The following is a 19928-nucleotide window of genomic DNA, read 5'->3' on the forward strand; positions in this document are numbered from 1 at the left end:
GGAGGGGTGCCGCGCGGCGGTCCGGCACGCCGGATGCGTGCGGCACACCGGACGCGTTCCGCGCCGTTCGGCGCGGTTCGCGTCCTGCGCGTCAGCAGTTCTTGGGCGCGGGCGCGGGGTTGGCCAGCAGGGCCAGGGCCTTGTCCGCGTTCTCCTTCGTACTCAGCTCCGTGAAGGCGTCGCCCAGGATCAGGTCGACGTCCGCGGTCTCGCGGGTGTCGGTCTGCTGGGTGACGCCGGCGAGCTGCGTGCCGAGTACGGCGAATACGGCCTTGTCGGTCGTGGGGGAGCCCAGCAGTATCCCCGTGCCGGGGACCTTCTTGTCGAAGTCGGCCGGGGCGTTGCCCACCTTGCCGATGACGAAGCCGCGTTTGGCCAGCTCGTCACCGACGGCCTTGGCAAGGCCCGCACGCGGGGTCGCGTTGTAGACGTTGACCGTGATCTCCCCGGGCGGGGGGAGCACGACCGCGGGTTTGGCGGCGGCCGGGGCGGTGGAGGCGGCGCCGGGGCCGCCCTTGGCGGCAGCACCGGGAGGCGTCGTCGGGCAGTCCTTGGCACCCGCAGCCGTGTTCCGCTTTGGGCTGTCGCCCCGGAACACGTCGATGAGCTGCAGGGCCCCGTAGCCGACCAGGGCCAGCGCAAGGATCGAGCCGAGCACGGCGAGGACGATCCGGGTACGGCTCCGCTTACGACTCATACGGGGGTAGGCGGCTCCCGTGACGCGGTACTTTCCGCCCATGCCGGGGGGAGTGAGCATGCTCATGGGCGCAGCGTAGTGCGGCCCGGTGTCGATGCCTACTAAATGATCTGCTGATAGGTCAATGGTGACCCGAAAGGCGCAATCCAGACGAAGCCGTCAGTCCATCTCGAGGACGCGCGCGTGCAGCACCTGGCGCTGCTGGAGGGCGGCGCGCACGGCGCGGTGCAGCCCGTCCTCCAGGTAGAGGTCGCCCCGCCACTTCACGACGTGCGCGAACAGGTCGCCGTAGAAGGTGGAGTCCTCGGCGAGCAGCGTTTCGAGGTCCAGCTGACCCTTGGTCGTCACGAGCTGGTCGAGCCGGACCGGGCGCGGCGCGACGTCCGCCCACTGCCGGGTGGTTTCCCTGCCGTGGTCGGGGTAGGGCCGTCCGCTTCCGATGCGCTTGAAGATCACACGGAAAGCCTACCGGGCCGGTGCATGCGGGCGCAGCCTCGTGACGGGGGTGCAAAAGTGGCGAACAGCGCTATTTGGGGAGTGAATCATGAGTGAGAGCACCGACCCCGCCCTTCCGGAGGACCGGACGGACCCGGCCGGCCCGGCCGGGGAGATCGCCGCCGGGTACGCGTTCACCGGACCCGCGCTCGACCTCGGGGCCCTCCTCTGGGACGGCGACTGCCTGTCCGACCGTCAGATCCGCATCCCCCTGGCGATGCTCAACCGCCACGGACTGGTCGCCGGAGCCACCGGAACCGGCAAGACCAAGACGCTCCAGCTCATCGCCGAACAGCTGTCGGCGGGCGGCGTCCCCGTCTTCCTCGCGGACATCAAGGGCGACATCTCGGGGATCTCGGCGCCCGGGACGCCGGGTGACAGGATCGCCGAACGGGCCCGGGACGTGGCCCAGCCGTGGAAGCCCACCGGATACCCCTGCGCGTTCTACTCGCTGGGCGGGATCGGCCCCGGGATCCCGGTCCGGTCCACGGTCACCGGCTTCGGCCCGGTGCTGATGTCGAAGGTGCTCCAGCTCAACCAGACGCAGGAGCAGTCCCTCGGCCTGATCTTCCACTACGCCGACAGCAAGGGCCTGGAGCTGATCGACCTCAAGGACCTGCGCGCGGTCGTCGCCTTCCTCGTTTCCGACCAGGGCAGACCCGAACTCAAGGGGATCGGCGGACTGTCCACGGTGACGGCCGGGGTGATCCTGCGGGCGCTCACCGCCTTCGAGCAGCAGGGCGCCCCGGAGTTCTTCGGCGAGCCCGAGTTCGACACGGGCGAGTTCCTGCGGACCGCCGCCGACGGGCGCGGACTGGTCTCCGTACTGGAACTCCCGGCCGTCCAGGACAAGCCGCAGCTCTTCTCCACCTTCCTGATGTGGCTGCTCGCCGACCTCTACACCGGCCTGCCGGAGGTCGGCGACCTGGAGAAGCCCAAGCTCGTCTTCTTCTTCGACGAGGCGCACCTGCTCTTCAACGGGGCCTCGAAGGCCTTCCTCGCGTCCATCACCCAGACGGTCCGGCTCATCCGCTCCAAGGGCGTCGGCATCTTCTTCGTCACCCAGACCCCCAAGGACGTGCCGGCGGACGTCCTCGCCCAGCTCGGCAACCGGGTTCAGCACGCGCTGCGCGCCTACACCCCCGACGACGCCAAGGCGTTGAAGGCGACGGTGAAGACCTTCCCCCACTCCGCTTACGACCTGGAGGAGCTGCTCACCCAGCTGGGCACCGGCGAGGCGGTCGTCACCGTGCTCAGCGAGAAGGGCGCGCCCACCCCGGTCGCGGCGACCCGGCTGCGCGCCCCGCAGTCGCTGATGGGACCGATCGCGGCGGCCGACCTGGAGCAGGCCGTGAAGTCCTCGCTGCTCTGGTCGCGCTACGCGGCGCCGGTCGACCGCGAGTCGGCGTACGAGAAGATCAGCGCCGAACAGGCCGCCGCGGAGGCGCGGGCGGAGGCCGCCGCAGCCGCCGCCGAGGCCGAGAAGGAGGCCAAGGAGGCCGAGAAGGAGGCCAAGGAGGCGGAGAAGGAGGCCGCGCGGGCCGCGCGCACCGCCCCGAAGCCGGATCCCTCGCTGGCCGAGCAGGTGGTGGGGAGCGGGCTGTTCCGCTCGCTGGCCCGGTCGGTCGGGACACAGCTGGGCCGGGAGATCTCGCGCTCGATCTTCGGGACGGCGCGCAGGCGCAGGTGACGCGGTGACAGACTCGGTGCATGCGGACCGAACTCACCGACACCACGTCCAGCAAGGTCAACCGGGCCCTGCTCGAAGCCCGCCGGGCGATAGGCAGCCCGACCATGGGGCTGGTGCTGACCCTCGTCCTCGCCACCGACGAGGAGAACGCCTACGACGCCGTACGCGCGGCCTCCGAGGCCTCGCGTGAACACCCCTGCCGCATCATCGCGGTGATCAGGCGGACCTCACGCGGCCCGCACAAGCTCCGCGCGGACCGCGTCGACGCCGAACTGCGGGTCGGCTCCGACGCCGGGACCGGCGAGATCGTGCTGCTGCGCCTGCACGGGGCGCTGACCGGGCAGGCGGGCTCGGTCGTCCTGCCGCTGCTCCTGCCGGACGCACCCGTGGTGGCCTGGTGGCCGGCCGACGCGCCGACCGACCTGGCGCGGGATCCGCTGGGCGCGCTCGCCCAGCGCCGGATCACGGACGCGGCCGCCGCCTTCGACCCGGTCGGCGTGCTCGACGAGCGGGCCGCCGGCTACCAGCCCGGCGACACCGACCTGGCCTGGACCCGCCTGACGCCGTGGCGCTCGCTGCTGGCCGCGGCCCTGGACCAGAAGCCGCTGCCGGTGACCGGCGCGGCGGTGGAGAGCGAGCCCGACAACGCGAGCGCGGAGCTGCTGGCGCGCTGGCTGGAGGACCGGCTGGGGGTGCCGGTGGCCCGGGTGGCGAGCGAGGGCCCGGTGATCACGGGGGTGAGCCTGCAGACCTCGGGCGGGGAGATCCGGGTGGACCGGCCCGCGGGCGTGCTGGCCACCTTGAGCCTGCCGGGGAGCCCCGACCGCAAGGTGGCCCTGAAGATCCGCAGCGGCGCCGAACTGATCGCGGAGGAACTGCGCCGCCTCGACGCGGACGTGGTCTACGGCTCCGCGCTGCGGCGGCGGCCGCTCCAGACGGGGCTCTCCGCGTAGTGGTTGTCGTAGGTCGCCGAGCTGTCCTTGATGTCCTGCACGGTGGCCTCGCCCGCGTTGACCCGGCCCAGGAGCCGGTAGTAGTCGAAGCGGCCCATGCCGGGGGTGAAGCCGACGAAGACGGCGGCGGTGTGGCCGGCGGCGGGGGCGAAGGCGTGCTTGACGCCCGGCGGGACCGCGATGAAGTCGCCGGCGCCCAGGGTGTGGATCTCGTCGTCGACGAGGATGTCGAGCCGGCCGGCGGTGACGTGGAAGAACTCGGTGGCCTTGGTGTGGAAGTGCACCGGGGCGCCCGCCGCGCCCTCCTCGAAGGTGGCGGTGTTGCAGGTGAGCTCGGCGGTGTCGGTGAGCAGGGTGATGAGGCTGCCGGGGGCGTCGTAGATGGCTTCGGCAGTGGCGGCGCGGGTCGCGATCTCTGTCATGTCCACCAATCTACGATCTTGAGCGACCGGAATCAGGGGTCAATCAGCAGCCTGTGCGGCCGGTCAATTCCGCGGCCGGTCAATTCCGCCCGCCGTCGGAACGGGCCGGCGGAACGGGCCGGGGCCCCGGCGGCCGGGATCAGGCGCCGCCCGCGGCCTTGGCGGCCTTCGCGGCGGCCTTCATCTCCTGCTTGTGCGCCCGCACCTTGGCCAGGGACTCCGGGCCCGTGATGTCGGCCGCCGAACGGTAGACGTTCGCCTGGCCGTACCCGCCCGCGGCCTCCCGCCAGCCCGTCGGACGCACGCCGAACCGCTTGCCCAGCAGGGCGAGGAAGATCTGGGCCTTCTGCTCCCCGAAGCCCGGCAGCGCCTTGAGGCGCTTCAGCAGTTCCTGACCCGTCGCGGCGCCGGCCCAGACCGCCTCCGCGCTCCCGTCGTAGTGCTCGACGAGGTACGCGCACAGCTGCTGGATCCGCGTCGCCATCGACCCCGGATACCGGTGGACGGCGGGCTTATCGGAGAGCAGGGCCGCGAAGGCCTCCGGGTCGTACGCGGCGATGGTGTGCGCGTCGAGATCGTCGGAGCCCAGCCGCTGGGCGATCGTCCAGGGCCCCGAGAACGCCCACTCCATCGGCACCTGCTGGTCCAGCAGCATCCCGACGAGTGCGGCGAGCGGGCTCCGGCCGAGCAGCGCGTCGGCCTCCGGCTGCTGTGCCAGCCGGATGGTGATGTCCTTGTCCATGGCTCCAGCGTCCCGCCTGGGCGCGCTCCCCGCGCGGTCGCCGCACCGCGCGCCTAGCGTGAGTACGACCGTCCACGACGACGACAGGTACGAGACGAGGAGTCGATCGATCATGTCTGAGTTCTCCGAAGGCGCTCCGTGCTGGGTGGACGCGATGTTCGCCGACGTGGAGGGGGCCAAGACCTTCTACGCGGACGTGCTGGGCTGGACCTTCGGCGAGGCCAGCAGCGAGTACGGCAACTACACGCAGGCCTACTCCGACGGCAAGGCCGTCGCGGCCGTGGTCCCGCCGATGCCGGGGGCCGACGCCCCCTCGCAGTGGTGTCTGTACTTCGCCTCGCCCGACGCGGCGGCCACCGCCGAGAAGGTGACGGCCCACGGCGGCGAGGTGCTGATGGGCCCGATGCAGGTGGGCGCCTTCGGCACGATGCTGATCGCGAAGGAGCCGAGCGGCGCGGTCTTCGGCGTCTGGCAGCCGGGCGAGCACAAGGGCTTCGAGAAGATGGGCGAGCCGGGCTCGTACGCGTGGGCGGAGGTCTTCACCAGGGACCCGGCCAAGGTGGACGGGTTCCTGCCGAAGGTCTTCCCGTACGGCGCCCAGCAGATGGACCCGGGCGAGGACCCCGAGATGGCCGGCATGGACTTCAAGGTCTTCAGCGTGGGCGGCGCCGGGAACCCGGTGCTGGGCCGGATGAAGATGGACGACGACTTCCCGCCGGACCTGCCGCCGTACGTCCAGGTCTTCTTCGGGGTGCCCGACTGCGACGAGGCGGTGTCGAAGACCCAGAAGCACGGCGGGAAGCTGCACTTCGGCCCGATGGACAGCCCGTTCGGCCGGTTCGCGGCGGTCACCGACCCGCAGGGCGCGGCCTTCGCAGTGATCGACATGTCGACAACAGTGGGTGAGATGCCGAGCTTCGGCTGAGCGGTGCCCCCGCCGTGTCGCCGGGCCCGGCGACACGGCAGACTGCCCCGGCACACGGTTCCATCTGCGCGGGGCGGATTTCGATGAGACACGGGACGATGGCGGCTGCCGCGGGATGCGGACTGGCGATCCTCGCGACGACGGCGGCGTGCAGCCTGCCGCCCGCGCCGGCGCTCTCGCCGGCCGCGGTCCCGGCGAAGACCGCGCCGGCGCCGTCGTGGACACCGTCGGCGCCCGCGACGCCGTCGCCCGTACCGCCGCCCCCGGCACCTGCCCCGACGGTGTCCGGGCCACCGCGCGCGTCCGCGCCGTCCGAGCCCTCCGGGCCCGCGGAGCCCGTCGGGGACGCGAGGGTCACGGCCGCCGACGGCCGTCTGCTGCAGGCCGCCCGCGCAGGCTCGGACACCCGGGTTCCGGACGACGGATCCGTCATCGTGATCCACCGCGAACCGGAGGGCGACGCGGGCGAGCTCGCCTGGATGCCGGACGACCGGAACTACTGCCTGGCCGTGGTCCGCGATGCCCGCGCGAGCACCACCTGCAACCCCCTGCCGGGGTCCTGGGCGCGGATCGGGATCCGGCTGGTGACCCAGGGCGCCGCGTACCACGAAGGGCCCACGGTCTACTTCGCCGTCGTGGACGGCGGCCACGCCCCGTACGCGTACACCGGACCCGGGCCGCAGAGCCCGGGCACGGGCCCGGTCCGCGATGCCACGGCCGTCTTCGCCTCGGGCCGGACGCTGAGCCTGCTCACGTACGAACGCCCCGCCCGGCAGATCTCACCGGGCGACCGGGAGATCTGCAGCGCCGACAACGCCATCTGCTTCCCGGCCCTCGACGTCTACCTCCCCGGCAGCCCCTGAGCGCGGGCGGAAGTTTTTCGCGCGGCCTGTCACATCGGTGCGGCGGGGCGGGTCAGAGGAGTGAAGCAGGCGGGGAACAGACCGGAGCGAGTCCGCACCGGCGCCCGCCCGAGGGGAGCTCGGATGTCCACCACCGCTGTTGTTTTCGCCCTGGTCGGCGCGTTCATGGTCGGATTCTCGGCGGCTTCGATGTTCTTCAAGGCGAAGTGGGTCGTGGAGCCGCTGGCCGCGTACGGGGTTCCGCGCTCGTGGTGGACCTGGCTCGCCACCGCGAAGGCGGCCGGTGCGGCGGGCCTGGCGGCGGGTGTCTTCGTCCCGGTGATCGGCATCGCGGCGGCGATCGGGGTCGCCCTGTACTTCGCGGGAGCCGTGATCACGGTGCTCCGGGCGAAGTCCTACGCCCACGTGGCCTTCCCGGTGATCTACGCGGCCCCGGCGGTCGTGGCCCTGGCCCTCGGCTTCAACGGCTGAGCGGGGCGGGGAGGTCGGCCCGAGGCCTCCCCTTACGGGGTCACGAACGGCCGGTCGGCGGCGCGGACGCGGTGGAGCGGGCCGGCCGCGCGCAGGACCACGTCCAGGACGGCCTCGGGCCGGGCGGCGTAACTGTTCGAGAACCACGGCATGTTGGCCTCGACCACGGCGTACCGGCCCGTCGCGCCGACGAGGCCGACGTCGACGGTGACGGCGCTGGGCAGGTCCGTGCCCGTCGCGGCGAGCAGCGCGGCCGCGAAGCCGCGTACGTCCGCCCCGCGCGCGTCCTCGTCGAGGGGGGCGGGGTCCAGGCGCCCGTGCACGGCGTACCGGCTCCCGGCGGCGATCTCCCCGTCGAGCAGGAACAGCCGGTACTCGGCGGCGAAGTCCACCACCTCCGAGACCAGCACGGGGGTGGCGGCGGGCAGGGACTGGGGCAGCGGCGCGCCGGGCCCGTACACGGCGGGCGGGAAGGACTTCTCGCGCGGCGGCTTCACGAACGCCGGCCGCCCGGACCCGGCCAGCTCCCGCGCCGTCCGGCCCAGGGTGGTCAGCTCGATCCGGCGGCCCGTGAACCGCTCGGGCAGTCGCGTGAGCCAGTGGTCGGGCGGCTCCAGCAGCCCCAGCCCGAGCGCCCCGGCCACCCGCGCGGCGGCGTGCGGACCACCGCACCAGTGCACGGCCCGGCCGGCCAGTTCGCCGAAGCCGGGGCCGAGGGCCCGGACGGTCATCCCCCGGCGGGCGGCGGCTCCGGCGAGCAGCCCGGCCGTGGCGGTCGGCCGGGCCGGTATCAGAAACACCTCGTCCGTCATCCGGCCATTGTGTCGCGGGCATCCCCGCCGTTCTGCGGGGCGAAGGGGCACCCCCACCCGGGCGCGGTCATCCGCCGCTGCAGTGCCGCGCGCACTGAGACCGCAGAACGCAGAAGGCCCCGGCCGGTTTCCCGGTCGGGGCCTTCAAGTGCCCGGTGAGGCACTGGCGGAGGATACGAGATTCGAACTCGTGAGGGGTTGCCCCCAACACGCTTTCCAAATGTTCGTATGCCCATCCGGCTTGGGCCGTACCCGTCCTGACCTGCGGCGGAGTGGTCTGGCTGACTCCATCCGGACGGCCCCGGACGGAGGCGAATGCAACCAGAACTGCAACCAGGCCCCGTCTACTTACGGTCCTCCGGGCCATACCACTGGAGTGGTTGGCCGGTCACTGCCGCAATGCACTCGAAGTCGTGGTCACGATGCAGGAGAGTAAGCCCCTGCAACTCCGCCGTCGCGGCAACGACGAGGTCCACCGCGCCCGCGCTGCGGTGCTTGCCCTGCCTGGTGAGGGCCTCTTGGACCTGCCAGGCGCGGTCGTAGGCGCGGTCGTCGACGGGAACCCAGCCAAAGATCAGCCGCATGTCCTCGATGCCGCGCGCCCGGTCGGCTGCCGACCGGGCGCTGTAGAAGAACTCCAGCTCGGTGATGGGGCAGGTGGCGATGAGGCCGGCAGCTGCTGCCTGGTCCCAGCCGTACTGTTCGGCGTCGCCGCGCAGGAACCGTGCGAGTGCGCTGGTGTCGATCAGGAACTGTGCCGCGCTCACCGCCGGTAGTTCCTCTTGTCCTCGAAGAGGTCCAGGTCGAAGGAGCCCTCTCCGGCGGCTGCCCGCAGCCGAGTGAGTGCGAGGGCCCGCCGCCGGTTCTCCAGCACCTCGCGCAGGGCGGTGTTGACCGTCTCCTTCTTGGTGCTGGTCCCGAGCGCCTGAGCCACGTCGGCCAGTAGCTCGTCATCAAGGTCGATCACGGTTCGACTCATCCAGGCACCTCCTGTGATATCAGCTTAGGTGTCGAGTATATCTCGCATGATGTCTCCTGTGGAGGCCTTCAGAAGATCACAAAATGCCCCTCGTCAGGTGCTGACTTCGACCTTCGGGATGGCGAGCATGGTGATGAACCGGGGCGAGGAGGTGTCGAGTGCGGTGGATCGACTTCGCGGCACGGGTCCTCGTGGCCGTAGCGCTTGCGAGGTGTCTGCTGGCGCAACTCCGGAAGCTTCTCGCGGAGCTCGCCAACGTCATTCGAGCGTGGCGCGAGGTCCGGCAGCTGCTGAGGCGGGGCCGCCGTGGCTGCGAACGCAGAAGGCCCCGGCCGGTTTCCCGGTCGGGGCCTTCAAGTGCCCGGTGAGGCACTGGCGGAGGATACGAGATTCGAACTCGTGAGGGGTTGCCCCCAACACGCTTTCCAAATGTTCGTACGCCCGTCCGGCTGAGGTCGTACCCGTCCTGACCTGCGGCGGAGCGTTCGACTCGGCCCCGTCCGAACAGCCCCGGACGGGGGCGAATGAGACCAGAACTGAGACCGGCTACCAAGCGATCGGCCTGGTGGCTGTGCCCCCAAGCCCGCTCGAGTGTGGTGTCAGGCGCCGTCACGGGTCGCGGGCCGCAGATGGGCGGGCAGGGAGCAGGCTGCCGTTCCGCCTGGGAGGCGGTGGCGGTTCATGGCCACGGCCCGGTACACGAGCCGGGCGGTCCAGTTGAGCGGGGGCATTGCCATGGCCTGTCCCGCGAGCCGCCAGGAACGGCGCGGGCTCTGCTTCAGCAGGTGGGCCACCGCATCCGCGCCGCCGTGCACGACGGCAGCGCCGGGCTCGATCCACAGGACCTCGCTGTCGGCTTGTTCGGCGGTGACGCCCAGTGTGTCCAGGTCGGCGAACTGCCAGGGGGTGATGTCGGCGTCGGTGTCCAGCAGGCGCACAGCGGTGTTGACGGCTTTGGTGCAGAAGCCGCAGTCGCCGTCGAAAAGCAGGATTGGACGTTCGGCCATAGGGATTCTCCTTTGCCTCCTGAGCTGCTGACGCCGCCTTCGGCGTGCGCACCCTCGTGTGCGGCTCCCTGTCGGCATTACTGCCGACTTTGTGTGAGTCCCGTTTCGTCCATCTGCCCGCGCCGTGGGAGTGCGGCCGCCCCGGCTTGCTCGCCGACGTGCACCGGCTCGGCCTCTTGTTCGGGCGTGGAGGGTGTGGGGACTGCTGGTTTGGTGATGTGGAACTGGAGGGTGGAGCCGAGTGGCAGGCACAGCAGGAGGATTCCTCCGGCCATGGCCAGGGCGAAGCTCCACAGGCCCATCATCAGGGCGATGGAGAGGTGGAAGAGGAGGCCGGCGCCCATGGCCCACCATCGCAGGCGCTGCGGCAGCAGCAGGGAGATGGCCAGGGAGCCCTCGATAACCAGGGGGAGCCAGGTCATCAGCGCCACTCCGAGCGGGGTGCCGATGACAGGTGCGATGAGCGTGTCGAGCCATGGGGCGGGGCCGAAGTCGAGGTTGGTGCCCCAATACCACATGGCGGTTCCGTCCTGCCATTCGGCGTGAGGCAGTTTGGCGACGGCGGCCTGGAAGTAGACGACGATCATCTGGAGGCGCAGCATGATCAGTCCGCCGGTACCGATGAGCGCGAGCAGTTGGGTGGCGCGCGTCTGCGGCGTCCGGACTGGAGGTTGTGCCCAGTGCCAGCGCCGCCTGTCCCCGAGGGCCGGGAGGACGAACAGGACGGAGAGGATCAGGGCGATCTGGTCGCCGCCGTCGACGATCGCGATGCCGGAGAAGACGCTGTAGTTGATGTAGGCGTGAGGCAGGGCGGTGAGCTGGGGACGCCAGCCCGATGCGACGACCAAGAGGGCGATGACGCACGCCCATTTGATCCAGGTCAGGTGCGTGTAGTCGTCCGGAGAAAGACAGAAGAGGCTGGCTGCGGTGGTGGAGGTGCAGGCCGGGTAGTCCCCGATGGTGGCCACGGGCCGGAACAGGGTTTCGGCACTCGATGCAGCCAGGGTTCCGGCGGTGCCCAGGGCAACGAGGGTGCGGGCGAGGCCGTAGACGTTGGTCCAGGGCAGCGGGATGCGTCGTTGGTTCACGGGCACGTCACATCCCAGACAGCGATGCGCTCGGGGGTGTGAGGCTCAGGGGAGAGGTGACGCCAGGCCCAGGGAACCGGCCGCATCTCCGCCACGGCGGCGCGTCCGCACAGGGTTGGGTCCGGCGAGGGGTTGGTCGCCGCCGTTGCCTGGGCTGCTGCTCTCTTCAGGCAGTCCGTCACCGAACGCGCTTCCGCGCACGGGGTCCACGTGACGTTCTCCTGGTGGAGCAGCAGGGCTACCTCGATGCCCTGGGACCTGGAAGCGCGGTCGAGCCCGAAGGCGTTCGACGGCCTGGAGTGCGGGGTGAGCGCCGCACTGTGCCACTGGCCGCCGGTCATGCGGTAGGGGGCGTACTGAGGGTCCTTTGCGGACTTGGTGAAGAAGGCCCAGCCCTGGGGAGCCACCACGGTCGCCACCTTCCGGGTCTTGCCCTGTCCGGGAAGGGAGATGGTGTTGTGCGGCAGGAAGCTCTGGGCCACGTAGAGGCAGATGACGACCCAGGCCGCAGTGGTCGCCGTGACCCAGGTGCGGGGCACTGTGACCGAGTGGTCGGGAGAGTGGGAGTGCAGCTGGATTCTGTAGGTGAGACGCATGGGAAGGGGGTGCCCTTGACTGGTCGGCGAAGCCTGGGGGCCTGCGGGAGCGGAGGACGAGGGGCGGCGGGCCGGCCGCCAGGCGCCTTGGAGGCCGGCCCGCCGCTGTGCGCCGCGCTTAGGCCGCCAGGACCTGCGTCAGCCCGGCGATCTGCTCGTCCTTCGTCAGAGAACTCCCGCCGTTGACCGGCGAGGACCAGAAGTTGAGCGCGTTCACGATGTTGCCCGCCGCCTGGAGATTGACGGCGACGGCGACGTTGACCGCGCCACCGAGGTTCACGGCGACCAGGACGTTGACGGCGAGCACCACGGTCGCGCACTGAGCGGTTCCGGTTCCGATGTCGCCGACGTTGGCCGCCTTCGACGATGCCAGCGACTGCAGGATCTTGTCGGCCTCGGCGACCCCGCTTTCCACCTGTCGCGGGTCGCCGGAGCGGAGCTTTGCCGAGAAGGAGCCGAAGAACTGCGGCTGCTCCCTCTGTATCCGGTCCAGGACCCCGGATACGGCCTGCCGCTGCTCGGCGGTGCTGTTCTTCTCGCGGAGGGCCGCGACGTCCACGAACTTGCCGGAGTCGGCAAGTTCTGCTGCTACGGAGCCCTGGGCGAAGGCCAGGCCTTCGAAGAGGGCCCGGCCGTCCTGGGCGGCCTCGGCCGTGGACGCGGCGGCTAAGGACGAACCGGCCTGGCTCGCTACAGGTGTGGCCACGGCCTGCTGGGCTACGACACCGCCGAGCCCGAGGATGGTGACGGCGGCGATGGCGACGCTTGTGCGCCTGTGCATGTATAGCTCCCTGTTTCTCGTGATGCTCCAGTGGTTACTCATCGCAACCGTGGATCATGGACGAGTGAACGCTACAAATGTTCGATGGTGGGGTGATGTTCTTTATGGGGCGATGCCAGGCGATCAAGCCAAGTGCTCAAGGTTGCGTGTAGCTGACAGCAACCTGGGTATACGGATCACCAATCGATATGATTGCTCTAGCTCGATGCAAACAAATCCAGTGACGTGGTCCACAGAGAGGATCGATGTCGATGTCGACGCATCCCGCGCCGCCTGCCAGCCTCACGCGACGCGCGGCCTTAGTCGCCGCGCCCTTCGCCATCGGGGCATTGGCCACCTCAATCGCGTTCTTGCTGCTCCGGGACTCGTTCCCCGACAAGATCGCCACTCACTTCACCCTCGACGGCGCCGCCGACGGCTACAGCTCACCCGCCACGACACTTGGCCAATACATGCTGTTGTTCGTGATCGAAGCCGCCGGCACCATCGCCGCGGGCTTCTCCTCCAGGTCGGCCCTGACGACGGTCAGGTCGCTGGCCGTCTTCGCCTCTGGCCTGTCCGCCGCTACCGCCTACGCCTTGGTTGCCGCCATGCGGGCCGTCAGCGACTCCGACGGACACGGCATCCAACTGCCCCTCTACCAACTGCCTGTAGCCATCGCAGTCGGTGCAGCAGTGGGCGCTGTGGTCTGGCTTGTCTCCCGGAGGCGGGCATGAACCGCCCTTCCGCTTCGCACCCGGTAGTGGTTTGGCATCGCTTCCTGGCCAGTGGCTGGATGCTCGCCACCGGCGTTGTCTCGGCTGTCGGCCTGACTGTCGTCGCGGTCGTCGACCGCCCGCACAGGGCCATCGCCCTGTGGCTCCTGATCGTCTCCGCGGCTTTCCTGGCGACCGGAGCCATCCGCGTCACCGTCTCTGCCCACGGCGTCACTGCCGGCTCCGCTGTGCTTCCCTTCCTGCGCCGGCGATTTCCCCTCGAACGCATCGAGAGCGCCTCCGCCCGCTGGACCCGGCCCACTGAGATCGGGGGATGGGGCTACCGCTGGAACCCGGGCCTCAGCTCCATATCGCTGCGCGAAGGTGACGCCCTATGGCTCACCCTGACAGGCGGCAACCAGTTCGTGATCACCATCGACGACGCCGGCACCGCCGCTGAACTCACCAACGATCTCCTGGCTCACGGACGCAAAGGTCCCTGACATGCTGGTCACCATCGACCCGTCCTCACCCCAGAGCCTCGCGGAGCAGATCGCCGCCTCCGTACGCCGCGGCATGGCCGACGGCAAGCTCCGCAGGGGCGACCGCCTGCCCTCCGCCCGCGCCTTGGCCCGCACCTTGGACATCAACATGCACACCGTCCTGCGCGGCTACCAGATCCTCAGGGACGAGCGGCTCATCGAACTCCGCCCCGGACGCGGCGCAGTCGTCACCGCCGAAGCCTCCGGCCAGGCCCTGGTCATCGACGCATGCCGACACTTCATTTCCCTCGCTAGAGGAACAGGCATGACAAGGCCCGACATCCTCCAACTCATCGCCGAACAGCTCGATCCGACCACCTGAATAGAGGCGTTCCTGTCCGCAGCGAACCCGGCATCGGTCGGGTCTGACGGCTGGACAGACCCGACCAGGGCTCGCCTCACCTGCCGCGTCGACGAGGAAGGCTCGATCGGAGGGAGCGCCTGACTGAGCCGGGCCCTCGGGCGGCCCACCGGCGGCCCCACGATCACCGCACGCTGGCCAGGAGACGCCGAGGGACCCACGTGGAACACGGAGGCGGTTTCGGGCAGCGGGGCCCCGCCCGGACAGCCCCGGACGGGGCCGAATGAGGCCAGGGAAGCGTGGTTGATCAGGGTGTACCGAGCTTCACGCTGAGGCAGTCGTTCGAGTCCACCGTCATCCCGGTTGGGGTGAAGGCGATGACGCCGTACTCGGGCCCGGCCAGTGCCCGCATGGCGGTGCAGCGCTGGCTACGCAAGAGCGAGTACGTCGAGATCCCGACGCACCTGGAGGAGGCGGTCATCTCGCACTGCGCCGCCCACTTGCGTGGCCACTTCGAGATCGCCCCGCAACGGATACCCACCCAGCCAGCGGTCGTCTACCGCTACGGCCCCGGCGTCGGCTTCGTCGCCCACCACGACGAGGTCACCGACATCGAACGCGAGCGGGCCCGGACCAACGGACAGCCCGTCGTCGGCGGCGACCTCACCCTCGTGATCTGGCTCAACACCCCTGACTCCTACGGCGGCGGCGAGCTGTTCTTCGAGAACCCCGCCCAGGAGATCAAGCCGCCCTGCGGCACCCTGGTCGCCTTCCCGGCCACCCGCGACCACATCCACGGCGTACGGCCGATCACGAGCGGCGACTTCTTTGCCGCACGGAGCCGGTCGCGCTCCTTCACGAGTTCGTCGACGGCGGCGTCGCTCTGGGCGGAGCCGGTGATGTCGAAGGTTCCGAAGAGGTTGTTCACGTCCTCGATCAGCCGCAGAGCGGCCGGGCCGGCCGGCTCCTCCATGCGGTTCTGCTCGCGGATGTACCGGAACAGGACGGCGAGGGCGCCGGGGGTGTCGAAGTTGATCCGCGGCGGGTATCGGTATCTCCAGGTCTGGAAGTGTGTGCCCAGCAGTGACCGGCACTGTCCGCTGACCGACGGGGCGGGCCATTGCGGCGCGTACCACTCGGAGTGGTTCCTGCCCGCGCTGTGCCTGCCGGAGAAGAAGGCCGTCCGTCTCGAAGACCTTGTGCTGTCGAGCGCGACGGGCGAGAGCGTGCCGGTCTACGTACCCAATCGCGGGAGCGGCCGGGCCGGACGGCACATGTGGGTGCCCGCGGCCGACTGTGAGCGATGGCGGGAGATCGTCGGCGAGAAGACTCCCCTCCCCGCGGTGTCGGAGCAGGAGGGCGACGATGAGATCACCTTCGCCGAGCAGGAGATCGATCGGAGGTGCCGGGCCGGGGAGGAAGGCTGGTTCGTCAGCGATCCACGGCCCATTCGAGACCTGGGCCAGCCGACCGGCGGCTTCACCCTGCCCAGGATGCCGCCGCAGAGGTCCCGGAACCCCCTGCTGATCACGCCCGTCGAGCGGGCTGCCGCCTCTGCGGCCCTGGGCTGCCCACCGTGGGAGCTGGGGCCGTGCTCCGAGTGTGGCCAGGTGATGCGCCGCTACGGGCGTGACGCGGCCATGTTCTGTGGCTGCTGTCGCGCCTTGCTGAACGGGAGGTAGCCCGAGCCAGGGCTGCAGAGGCAACTGCGACCAGAACTGAGACCACGGAACGCAAAGAGCCCCACCGCAAGCGGTGGGGCTCTTCAACGTATTGCCCGGTGAGAGCAATGGCGGAGGATACGAGATTCGAACTCGTGAGGGGTTGCCCCCAACACGCTTTCCAAGTCTGTTGGCGCAGGTCAGGCCCGTATACGTGGACGTTCGCCAGGGTTCACGAACGTTCTCGGAGCCTTCCCCATGTCAGGTGCGGACGGTCGTGAACCTTGCCGAACGGAGCTGAATGAGACGGAAACTGAGACGCCACCCGTCCTGGCGGCCCCGTCCTGGTAGACCGCTCTGAGCCCCTCCCGAGCCCATTGTGCGACGACGGCGTTGTCCATACGCCATGCTCAACAGCGCCGCCACCGTGCAGGCGTCGGCATACGAACCAATCGCGGTTCCGAATACCGGCCACGCGATCATCACGATGACGATCACGGTGATCACCCACTGGGTGGGGACAGGGTTTGACAGTCCCCCCTGGTTGCGGGTCAAACTCATGAGTGAGCCTCCTTGAGGTTCCTTGCCCGTCCCACCGCTTTCGCCTGGAAGCCCTTGCGGTGTGGCGGGCTTTCTTGTGGCCATATTGGAGGCCTGGTTGACGGTGGTCCAGCCGCCAGATGTTGTGTCACGGCGGTACCTCCCAACACGTAGTTGGGTATTCGGGAGGGTGTCGCAGCGGGTGGCCTGACTGGCCTTGAACTGCGATTTCGGGCGGGGCATAGCACAGGCCCCTGACGGCGGTGTGGCAAATACCAGCTTTCAGCCGGGTGCAATGTGGCGCATAGAGGCGCATTGCACACATATCTATGTGGGCTAGATCACACGAAAAATCTCCTCGGCCGTGGGCTGCCCGCTTGGGGCGCAGCGAGTTTCAAGAGCGCTCCGGCCCCGCACCGGCACGGGTCCTGAGCTGTGCAGGAGTCCACTTCGGAGACCCCTATCGCCACCCCTGGCGCACGTATGGCCCGTAAGGCGTCGCGAGCCAGTAAGGATCAACGCCCGGCACCCCCGTGGGCGCTGCGACCCTGACGTAAGGAGCTGAATGAGACGGAAGCTGAGACGAAGCGGCGGGCTGGCGGTGCTGGTCAACCGAGGTCCTGACCTTCGCGTGGGCACGTGGGAAGCTGGACGCAGCGAGCCCCGTCAGCACGAGGGCAGCGAGGTCAAGGGAAGGGGAGGTCACGTGCCGCAGGCCAGTCCGCGAGGTACGTACTTGCAGATCTCGGAGTCTCTGCGACAGAAGATCGAGAAGGGGAAGATCAGCGAGGGGCTGCCCTCCGAGGCGGAGCTGATGCGTGCGTACGGCGTCGGTCGGACGACCATCGGGCGCGCCCTCAAGGCCCTCAAGGCTGACGGCGTCATCGAGTCCGTCCAGGGTGCCGGGTGGTACGTGGCCGGTACGGGCGACCGCCGGCCGCTGGTGGAGCGTGTGACGGACCTGCTCCGCGCCGAGGGCGCGGCTGTGGGTGACACCTTCCCGTCCGAGAGCGAGCTGTGCGCGAAGTTCGGGGTGTCTCGTACCGCCGTACGCACGGCCATCGCTCAGCTGGAGGGCAAGGGCCTTATCGAGATGGGCCCGAGCCGCCGCCGGCAGGTACGGGCTCTCCCCGCCGGAGCAGGAGGCTCGTAGCCTTGGCAACCATGAACCTCACGGAGCGGGCATACGGACTCGCTGAATCCCTGCTGGCCGAGCCGCTGCCCCGCCGCTGGGCCCACTCCCTCGGGGTTGCCGGACGCGCCCGCGAGCTCCGGGCCATCCTCGGCGAGGACGCTGCGCTCATGGAGGCCGCGGCGGTCCTGCATGACGTCGGCTACTCGCCCCTCATCGCGTCGACCGGCTTCCACCCGCTCGACGGCGCTCGGTTCCTCCGGGACCAGGAGGGGCTGGACGAGCGTGTGGTCCGGCTGGTCGCGCATCACTCCTACGCCCTGCTTGAGGCCGAGGAGCGTGGGCTCCGGGAGGAGCTGGAGGCCGAATTCGAGCTGGAGCGGCCGACCCTCGTGGATGCATTGGTGTTCTGCGACATGACGACCACCCCGGATGGTGGGCACACCACCTCGGGGGACCGCGTCGGCGAGATCGTGGGCCGGTATGGGCCTGACACCATCGTGGGCCGCTTCATCCAGCGGGCCGCCCCCGAAATTCACGCGTCTGTGCAGCGGGTGCAGAGCCGACTCGGGGCAGCTCAGGAGTCCGCTCAGCCGATGTAGGGCGCGCTCTGGGCTGCGTCGAGCCCGTGGGAGATGCGGAGCCGCATTGACGGGTGGATGTCCAGCTTGTCGAGGTCCGCCGGGGCGACCCAGCGGACCTCTTTGGATTCGGAGCTGGTTCGCACGGAGCCGCCGATCGGCCGAGCATGGAAGCAGATGGAGAACTGCTGGCGGACCTCGCCGTCGTCGTACGCCATGACGTGCTGGGGGTCGGTGTAGAGGCCGACGATGTCCTCCACAACCACGGCGATGCCGGTCTCCTCCTCCACCTCGCGTACGACCGTCTGGGTGATGCTCTCGCCTGCGTCATGGCCGCCGCCGGGCAGCGCCCACAGGTTGTTGTCGGTCTTGTGGATGAGCAGGAGGTTCCCGTGCTCATCACGGACAACAGCGGTTACGGAGGGCACGACCGAGTTGGCTGCAGGGGCGTTCGGGTCGCGGAAGTAGTCGATGCGGCTCACGTGTTGGCGCTTTCATAGTCGGTGGGCGAGGTGATTCGCCGGGCGGTCTCCCAGACCCGCTCGACGCTCTCGGCGTACGTATCGAACAGCTCGCCGCCGGGAACGCGCTGCAGGTGGAGCACGGGCGCCATGTAGGCGCCGACGCCGTACACGTGGCCGTTGGCCAACAGCTCGTTGTCGGCGCGGTAGATCGAGTTGTAGAGCGTGGTCGAGTGCAGCCTGAACTCCACGCCGGGCAGTCGGAACAGCGGCGCATAGTTGAGCAGGGCGTTCCGAATCTTGCCGGCCATGGCTGAGCCAATTCCTTCGTCGTCACCCCGTACGGCCACGGCCGCGCTGGCGGGGTCGCCCAGAATGAAGCGCACAGGGACGCCGGCGGCTGACTTCTCCCGAACGAGCCGATGGAAGCGCGGGTCCTCCGTCAGCCAGAAGCCGGAGTACACCAGCACGTCGAAGTGGCTGACTGCGTCGGCGTACAGCTTGGTCCAGGCATCTTGCGGGACCACGGAGCGGTGCGGATAGAGCGTCAGGATCTCGGAACCGCTGGAGGCTGTGACCTCCTCGGAAGTCCGTTCGTCCGGCCAGAGATACGAGACCTCCCGCCGAAGAATGGACGCGAGCGCGTACTGAAATCGTCGGTATGGCTTGCGCTTTGGGTCGGAGATCCAGCGCTCAACCGTCTTGGGTGACACTCCGAGTCGCTCGGCGACCTGCTCCAACTTGAGGTTGCTCTCCACGATGGCCCCGCGGAGCCGCTCGTTCGCCATACGACCTCCCCCACTTAGGACGTCCTGGGACGACTTGGACTCTAGCGAGTAGGGCGCAAGTCGTACATGCACGGAGTCCAACGTCCCGCGCTTCCCAGCCATGCTGGTCATGTCGCCACCGAGGGCGGCAGATCCGACACCCCGAAGCCTGCCGGTTGACGGCGCGGATCTGATCTGTCACGGTGAGAGGCATGTAATACATGCATCGCTTCGGCGGTGCGTGGCATCCCTTTGGTTCCGGCGTTGCCCCGTGCATACGGGAGCCCTTCGAGGTTTCCACGCCTCGCCGGAGAGCCGCCGTTCCTTGAGAACTCAACAGCGTGAGGTAGTCGCCTCCTACTCAAAAGGCGGCCAGCGCGGCCAAGGTCCGCGCGCTCAACCTCCGCGGCGCCTCGTGCTGCGGCCGGTTGCCTCCTCCGCCCGTCCGGCCCCTGGGCCGTACGGGCGGGGTCGCAGGGAGCCGAGTACATCCGCTCCACCCGCAACGCAGTGCAGCCCCCGGCGTGTCCGCGCCGAGGGCTGCTGAGTCCCGTTCCTCTGTCGAAGGAGCAAGACCCATGAAGTCCATCGCTGCACTTCAGAGCATCGTTACCCCGTGGTCGGACGGTTTGGAGCCGTCGGACGCGGAGCTGGACGCGATCGAGCGCGAGATGCCCCTCATCGAGGCGCGGGTCGAGTTGCTCGACGCGCAGATCACCGTGCTGGA

The 19928-nt window shown here is 69.5% G+C and carries 25 protein-coding genes; 12 read left to right on the forward strand and 13 right to left on the reverse strand.

The features are described 5' to 3' along the window. Positions 1-91: 91 nt before the first annotated feature. Positions 92-763, reverse strand: a complete 672-nt coding sequence (locus ACFY04_RS29865) for a LytR C-terminal domain-containing protein (protein WP_389121382.1) — start codon at positions 761-763, stop codon at positions 92-94. A gap of 93 nt (positions 764-856) precedes the next feature. Further along, positions 857-1153 (reverse strand): type II toxin-antitoxin system VapB family antitoxin, encoded by a 297-nt coding sequence (locus tag ACFY04_RS29870; RefSeq protein WP_030010424.1) that lies wholly within the window; start codon positions 1151-1153, stop codon positions 857-859. A gap of 88 nt (positions 1154-1241) precedes the next feature. Between ACFY04_RS29870 and ACFY04_RS29875 the strand changes: the two genes are divergently transcribed. Together ACFY04_RS29875 and opcA are read left to right on the forward strand one after the other, a co-directional pair. Beyond that, a complete protein-coding gene (locus ACFY04_RS29875) occupies positions 1242-2882 on the forward strand; it encodes a helicase HerA-like domain-containing protein (protein ID WP_389121384.1) in 1641 nt (546 codons plus the stop codon). A 20-nt stretch (positions 2883-2902) separates the two neighbouring features. Further along, positions 2903-3835, forward strand: a complete 933-nt coding sequence (opcA, locus tag ACFY04_RS29880) for a glucose-6-phosphate dehydrogenase assembly protein OpcA (protein ID WP_389121387.1) — start codon at positions 2903-2905, stop codon at positions 3833-3835. On the opposite strand, the gene ACFY04_RS29885 is transcribed toward opcA, so the two are convergent. Both ACFY04_RS29885 and ACFY04_RS29890 read right to left on the reverse strand, forming a co-directional pair. Next, the gene (locus ACFY04_RS29885; protein ID WP_314243380.1) at positions 3784-4257 is read right to left on the reverse strand and encodes a cupin domain-containing protein; all 474 of its coding nucleotides are present in this window, start codon (positions 4255-4257) and stop codon (positions 3784-3786) included. The genes opcA and ACFY04_RS29885 overlap by 52 nt on opposite strands. 139 nt (positions 4258-4396) lie before the next feature. Beyond that, the gene (locus tag ACFY04_RS29890; RefSeq protein WP_389121390.1) at positions 4397-4999 is read right to left on the reverse strand and encodes an HhH-GPD-type base excision DNA repair protein; all 603 of its coding nucleotides are present in this window, start codon (positions 4997-4999) and stop codon (positions 4397-4399) included. Positions 5000-5111: 112 nt separating this feature from the next. On the opposite strand from ACFY04_RS29890, the gene ACFY04_RS29895 reads away from it, so the two are divergent. The 3 genes from ACFY04_RS29895 (at position 5112) to ACFY04_RS29905 (ending at position 7258) form a co-directional block, all read left to right on the forward strand. Further along, positions 5112-5924 carry a VOC family protein gene (locus tag ACFY04_RS29895; RefSeq protein ID WP_389121393.1) on the forward strand — a complete coding sequence of 271 codons (813 nt, stop codon included), beginning with the start codon at positions 5112-5114 and terminating at the stop codon, positions 5922-5924. 98 nt (positions 5925-6022) lie between these two features. After that, positions 6023-6787: a hypothetical protein gene (locus ACFY04_RS29900; protein WP_389121396.1), complete on the forward strand. Its 765-nt coding sequence runs from the start codon at positions 6023-6025 to the stop codon at positions 6785-6787. 123 nt (positions 6788-6910) lie between these two features. Then, positions 6911-7258 (forward strand): DoxX family protein, encoded by a 348-nt coding sequence (locus tag ACFY04_RS29905; RefSeq protein WP_389121398.1) that lies wholly within the window; start codon positions 6911-6913, stop codon positions 7256-7258. 32 nt (positions 7259-7290) lie between these two features. Here ACFY04_RS29905 and ACFY04_RS29910 read toward each other — a convergent pair whose 3' ends face one another. The 7 genes from ACFY04_RS29910 to ACFY04_RS29940 all read right to left on the reverse strand — a co-directional run bounded on the left by ACFY04_RS29910 (position 7291) and on the right by ACFY04_RS29940 (position 12521). Continuing rightward, positions 7291-8070 carry an ATP-grasp domain-containing protein gene (locus ACFY04_RS29910; protein ID WP_389121400.1) on the reverse strand — a complete coding sequence of 260 codons (780 nt, stop codon included), beginning with the start codon at positions 8068-8070 and terminating at the stop codon, positions 7291-7293. Positions 8071-8414: 344 nt separating this feature from the next. Further along, positions 8415-8837, reverse strand: coding sequence for a PIN domain nuclease (locus tag ACFY04_RS29915; RefSeq protein ID WP_389121403.1), 423 nt, complete (start codon positions 8835-8837; stop codon positions 8415-8417). Beyond that, positions 8834-9049, reverse strand: a complete 216-nt coding sequence (locus ACFY04_RS29920) for a type II toxin-antitoxin system VapB family antitoxin (RefSeq protein WP_389121405.1) — start codon at positions 9047-9049, stop codon at positions 8834-8836. Before ACFY04_RS29920 ends, ACFY04_RS29915 begins: the two co-directional genes overlap by 4 nt. Positions 9050-9648: 599 nt before the next feature. Continuing rightward, positions 9649-10056, reverse strand: coding sequence for a thiol-disulfide oxidoreductase DCC family protein (locus ACFY04_RS29925; RefSeq protein ID WP_389121407.1), 408 nt, complete (start codon positions 10054-10056; stop codon positions 9649-9651). Positions 10057-10133: 77 nt separating this feature from the next. Further along, positions 10134-11144: a sporulation-delaying protein SdpB family protein gene (locus ACFY04_RS29930; protein WP_389121409.1), complete on the reverse strand. Its 1011-nt coding sequence runs from the start codon at positions 11142-11144 to the stop codon at positions 10134-10136. Beyond that, positions 11141-11740 carry an SdpA family antimicrobial peptide system protein gene (locus ACFY04_RS29935; RefSeq protein ID WP_389121411.1) on the reverse strand — a complete coding sequence of 200 codons (600 nt, stop codon included), beginning with the start codon at positions 11738-11740 and terminating at the stop codon, positions 11141-11143. Before ACFY04_RS29935 ends, ACFY04_RS29930 begins: the two co-directional genes overlap by 4 nt. A 118-nt stretch (positions 11741-11858) precedes the next feature. Then, complete coding sequence (locus ACFY04_RS29940; RefSeq protein WP_389121414.1) at positions 11859-12521, reverse strand: sporulation delaying protein family toxin; 663 nt, start codon at positions 12519-12521, stop codon at positions 11859-11861. A 251-nt stretch (positions 12522-12772) separates the two neighbouring features. Between ACFY04_RS29940 and ACFY04_RS29945 the strand changes: the two genes are divergently transcribed. From ACFY04_RS29945 to ACFY04_RS29970, 6 genes are all read left to right on the forward strand, one after another. After that, a complete protein-coding gene (locus ACFY04_RS29945) occupies positions 12773-13237 on the forward strand; it encodes a DUF1648 domain-containing protein (protein WP_389121416.1) in 465 nt (154 codons plus the stop codon). Then, the gene (locus ACFY04_RS29950; RefSeq protein WP_389121419.1) at positions 13234-13719 is read left to right on the forward strand and encodes a hypothetical protein; all 486 of its coding nucleotides are present in this window, start codon (positions 13234-13236) and stop codon (positions 13717-13719) included. Before ACFY04_RS29945 ends, ACFY04_RS29950 begins: the two co-directional genes overlap by 4 nt. Position 13720: 1 nt before the next feature. Then, the gene (locus ACFY04_RS29955; protein ID WP_389121422.1) at positions 13721-14080 is read left to right on the forward strand and encodes a GntR family transcriptional regulator; all 360 of its coding nucleotides are present in this window, start codon (positions 13721-13723) and stop codon (positions 14078-14080) included. A gap of 278 nt (positions 14081-14358) precedes the next feature. Continuing rightward, on the forward strand, positions 14359-15741 hold the full coding sequence (locus tag ACFY04_RS29960; RefSeq protein ID WP_389121425.1) for a 2OG-Fe(II) oxygenase: 1383 nt from the start codon (positions 14359-14361) through the stop codon (positions 15739-15741). Between the two features lie 1225 nt (positions 15742-16966). Beyond that, on the forward strand, positions 16967-17413 hold the full coding sequence (locus ACFY04_RS29965; protein ID WP_389121428.1) for a GntR family transcriptional regulator: 447 nt from the start codon (positions 16967-16969) through the stop codon (positions 17411-17413). An 11-nt stretch (positions 17414-17424) separates the two neighbouring features. Next, entirely contained in the window at positions 17425-17994 is a 570-nt protein-coding gene (locus tag ACFY04_RS29970) for an HD domain-containing protein (RefSeq protein ID WP_389121431.1), read from the forward strand. On the opposite strand, the gene ACFY04_RS29975 is transcribed toward ACFY04_RS29970, so the two are convergent. Further along, entirely contained in the window at positions 17982-18455 is a 474-nt protein-coding gene (locus tag ACFY04_RS29975) for an NUDIX hydrolase (protein ID WP_389121434.1), read from the reverse strand. The genes ACFY04_RS29970 and ACFY04_RS29975 overlap by 13 nt on opposite strands. Continuing rightward, on the reverse strand, positions 18452-19222 hold the full coding sequence (locus ACFY04_RS29980; protein ID WP_389121437.1) for a helix-turn-helix domain-containing protein: 771 nt from the start codon (positions 19220-19222) through the stop codon (positions 18452-18454). The genes ACFY04_RS29975 and ACFY04_RS29980 overlap by 4 nt, the downstream gene beginning before the upstream one ends. 557 nt (positions 19223-19779) lie before the next feature. Here ACFY04_RS29980 and ACFY04_RS29985 point away from each other — a divergent pair. After that, positions 19780-19928, forward strand: a 149-nt coding sequence (locus ACFY04_RS29985) for a DUF6284 family protein (RefSeq protein WP_389121456.1), incomplete at its 3' end; no start/stop codon positions are given.

Source organism: Streptomyces sp. NPDC001549, assembly GCF_042894025.1.
In the GTDB taxonomy this organism is placed as follows: Bacteria; Actinomycetota; Actinomycetes; order Streptomycetales; family Streptomycetaceae; genus Streptomyces; species Streptomyces kutzneri.

Bases quoted from the DNA above. Each gene is read 5' to 3' on its own strand.
- ACFY04_RS29865 (WP_389121382.1), bottom strand. From the start codon at position 763: ATGAGCATGCTCACTCCCCCCGGCATGGGCGGAAAGTACCGCGTCACG.
- ACFY04_RS29910 (WP_389121400.1), bottom strand. From the start codon at position 8,070: ATGACGGACGAGGTGTTTCTGATACCGGCCCGGCCGACCGCCACGGCC.
- ACFY04_RS29875 (WP_389121384.1), top strand. From the start codon at position 1,242: ATGAGTGAGAGCACCGACCCCGCCCTTCCGGAGGACCGGACGGACCCG.
- ACFY04_RS29905 (WP_389121398.1), top strand. From the start codon at position 6,911: ATGTCCACCACCGCTGTTGTTTTCGCCCTGGTCGGCGCGTTCATGGTC.
- ACFY04_RS29935 (WP_389121411.1), bottom strand. From the start codon at position 11,740: ATGCGTCTCACCTACAGAATCCAGCTGCACTCCCACTCTCCCGACCAC.
- ACFY04_RS29920 (WP_389121405.1), bottom strand. From the start codon at position 9,049: ATGAGTCGAACCGTGATCGACCTTGATGACGAGCTACTGGCCGACGTG.
- ACFY04_RS29950 (WP_389121419.1), top strand. From the start codon at position 13,234: ATGAACCGCCCTTCCGCTTCGCACCCGGTAGTGGTTTGGCATCGCTTC.
- opcA (WP_389121387.1), top strand. From the start codon at position 2,903: ATGCGGACCGAACTCACCGACACCACGTCCAGCAAGGTCAACCGGGCC.
- ACFY04_RS29885 (WP_314243380.1), bottom strand. From the start codon at position 4,257: ATGACAGAGATCGCGACCCGCGCCGCCACTGCCGAAGCCATCTACGAC.
- ACFY04_RS29945 (WP_389121416.1), top strand. From the start codon at position 12,773: ATGTCGACGCATCCCGCGCCGCCTGCCAGCCTCACGCGACGCGCGGCC.
- ACFY04_RS29895 (WP_389121393.1), top strand. From the start codon at position 5,112: ATGTCTGAGTTCTCCGAAGGCGCTCCGTGCTGGGTGGACGCGATGTTC.
- ACFY04_RS29890 (WP_389121390.1), bottom strand. From the start codon at position 4,999: ATGGACAAGGACATCACCATCCGGCTGGCACAGCAGCCGGAGGCCGAC.
- ACFY04_RS29955 (WP_389121422.1), top strand. From the start codon at position 13,721: ATGCTGGTCACCATCGACCCGTCCTCACCCCAGAGCCTCGCGGAGCAG.
- ACFY04_RS29940 (WP_389121414.1), bottom strand. From the start codon at position 12,521: ATGCACAGGCGCACAAGCGTCGCCATCGCCGCCGTCACCATCCTCGGG.
- ACFY04_RS29900 (WP_389121396.1), top strand. From the start codon at position 6,023: ATGGCGGCTGCCGCGGGATGCGGACTGGCGATCCTCGCGACGACGGCG.
- ACFY04_RS29925 (WP_389121407.1), bottom strand. From the start codon at position 10,056: ATGGCCGAACGTCCAATCCTGCTTTTCGACGGCGACTGCGGCTTCTGC.
- ACFY04_RS29970 (WP_389121431.1), top strand. From the start codon at position 17,425: ATGAACCTCACGGAGCGGGCATACGGACTCGCTGAATCCCTGCTGGCC.
- ACFY04_RS29980 (WP_389121437.1), bottom strand. From the start codon at position 19,222: ATGGCGAACGAGCGGCTCCGCGGGGCCATCGTGGAGAGCAACCTCAAG.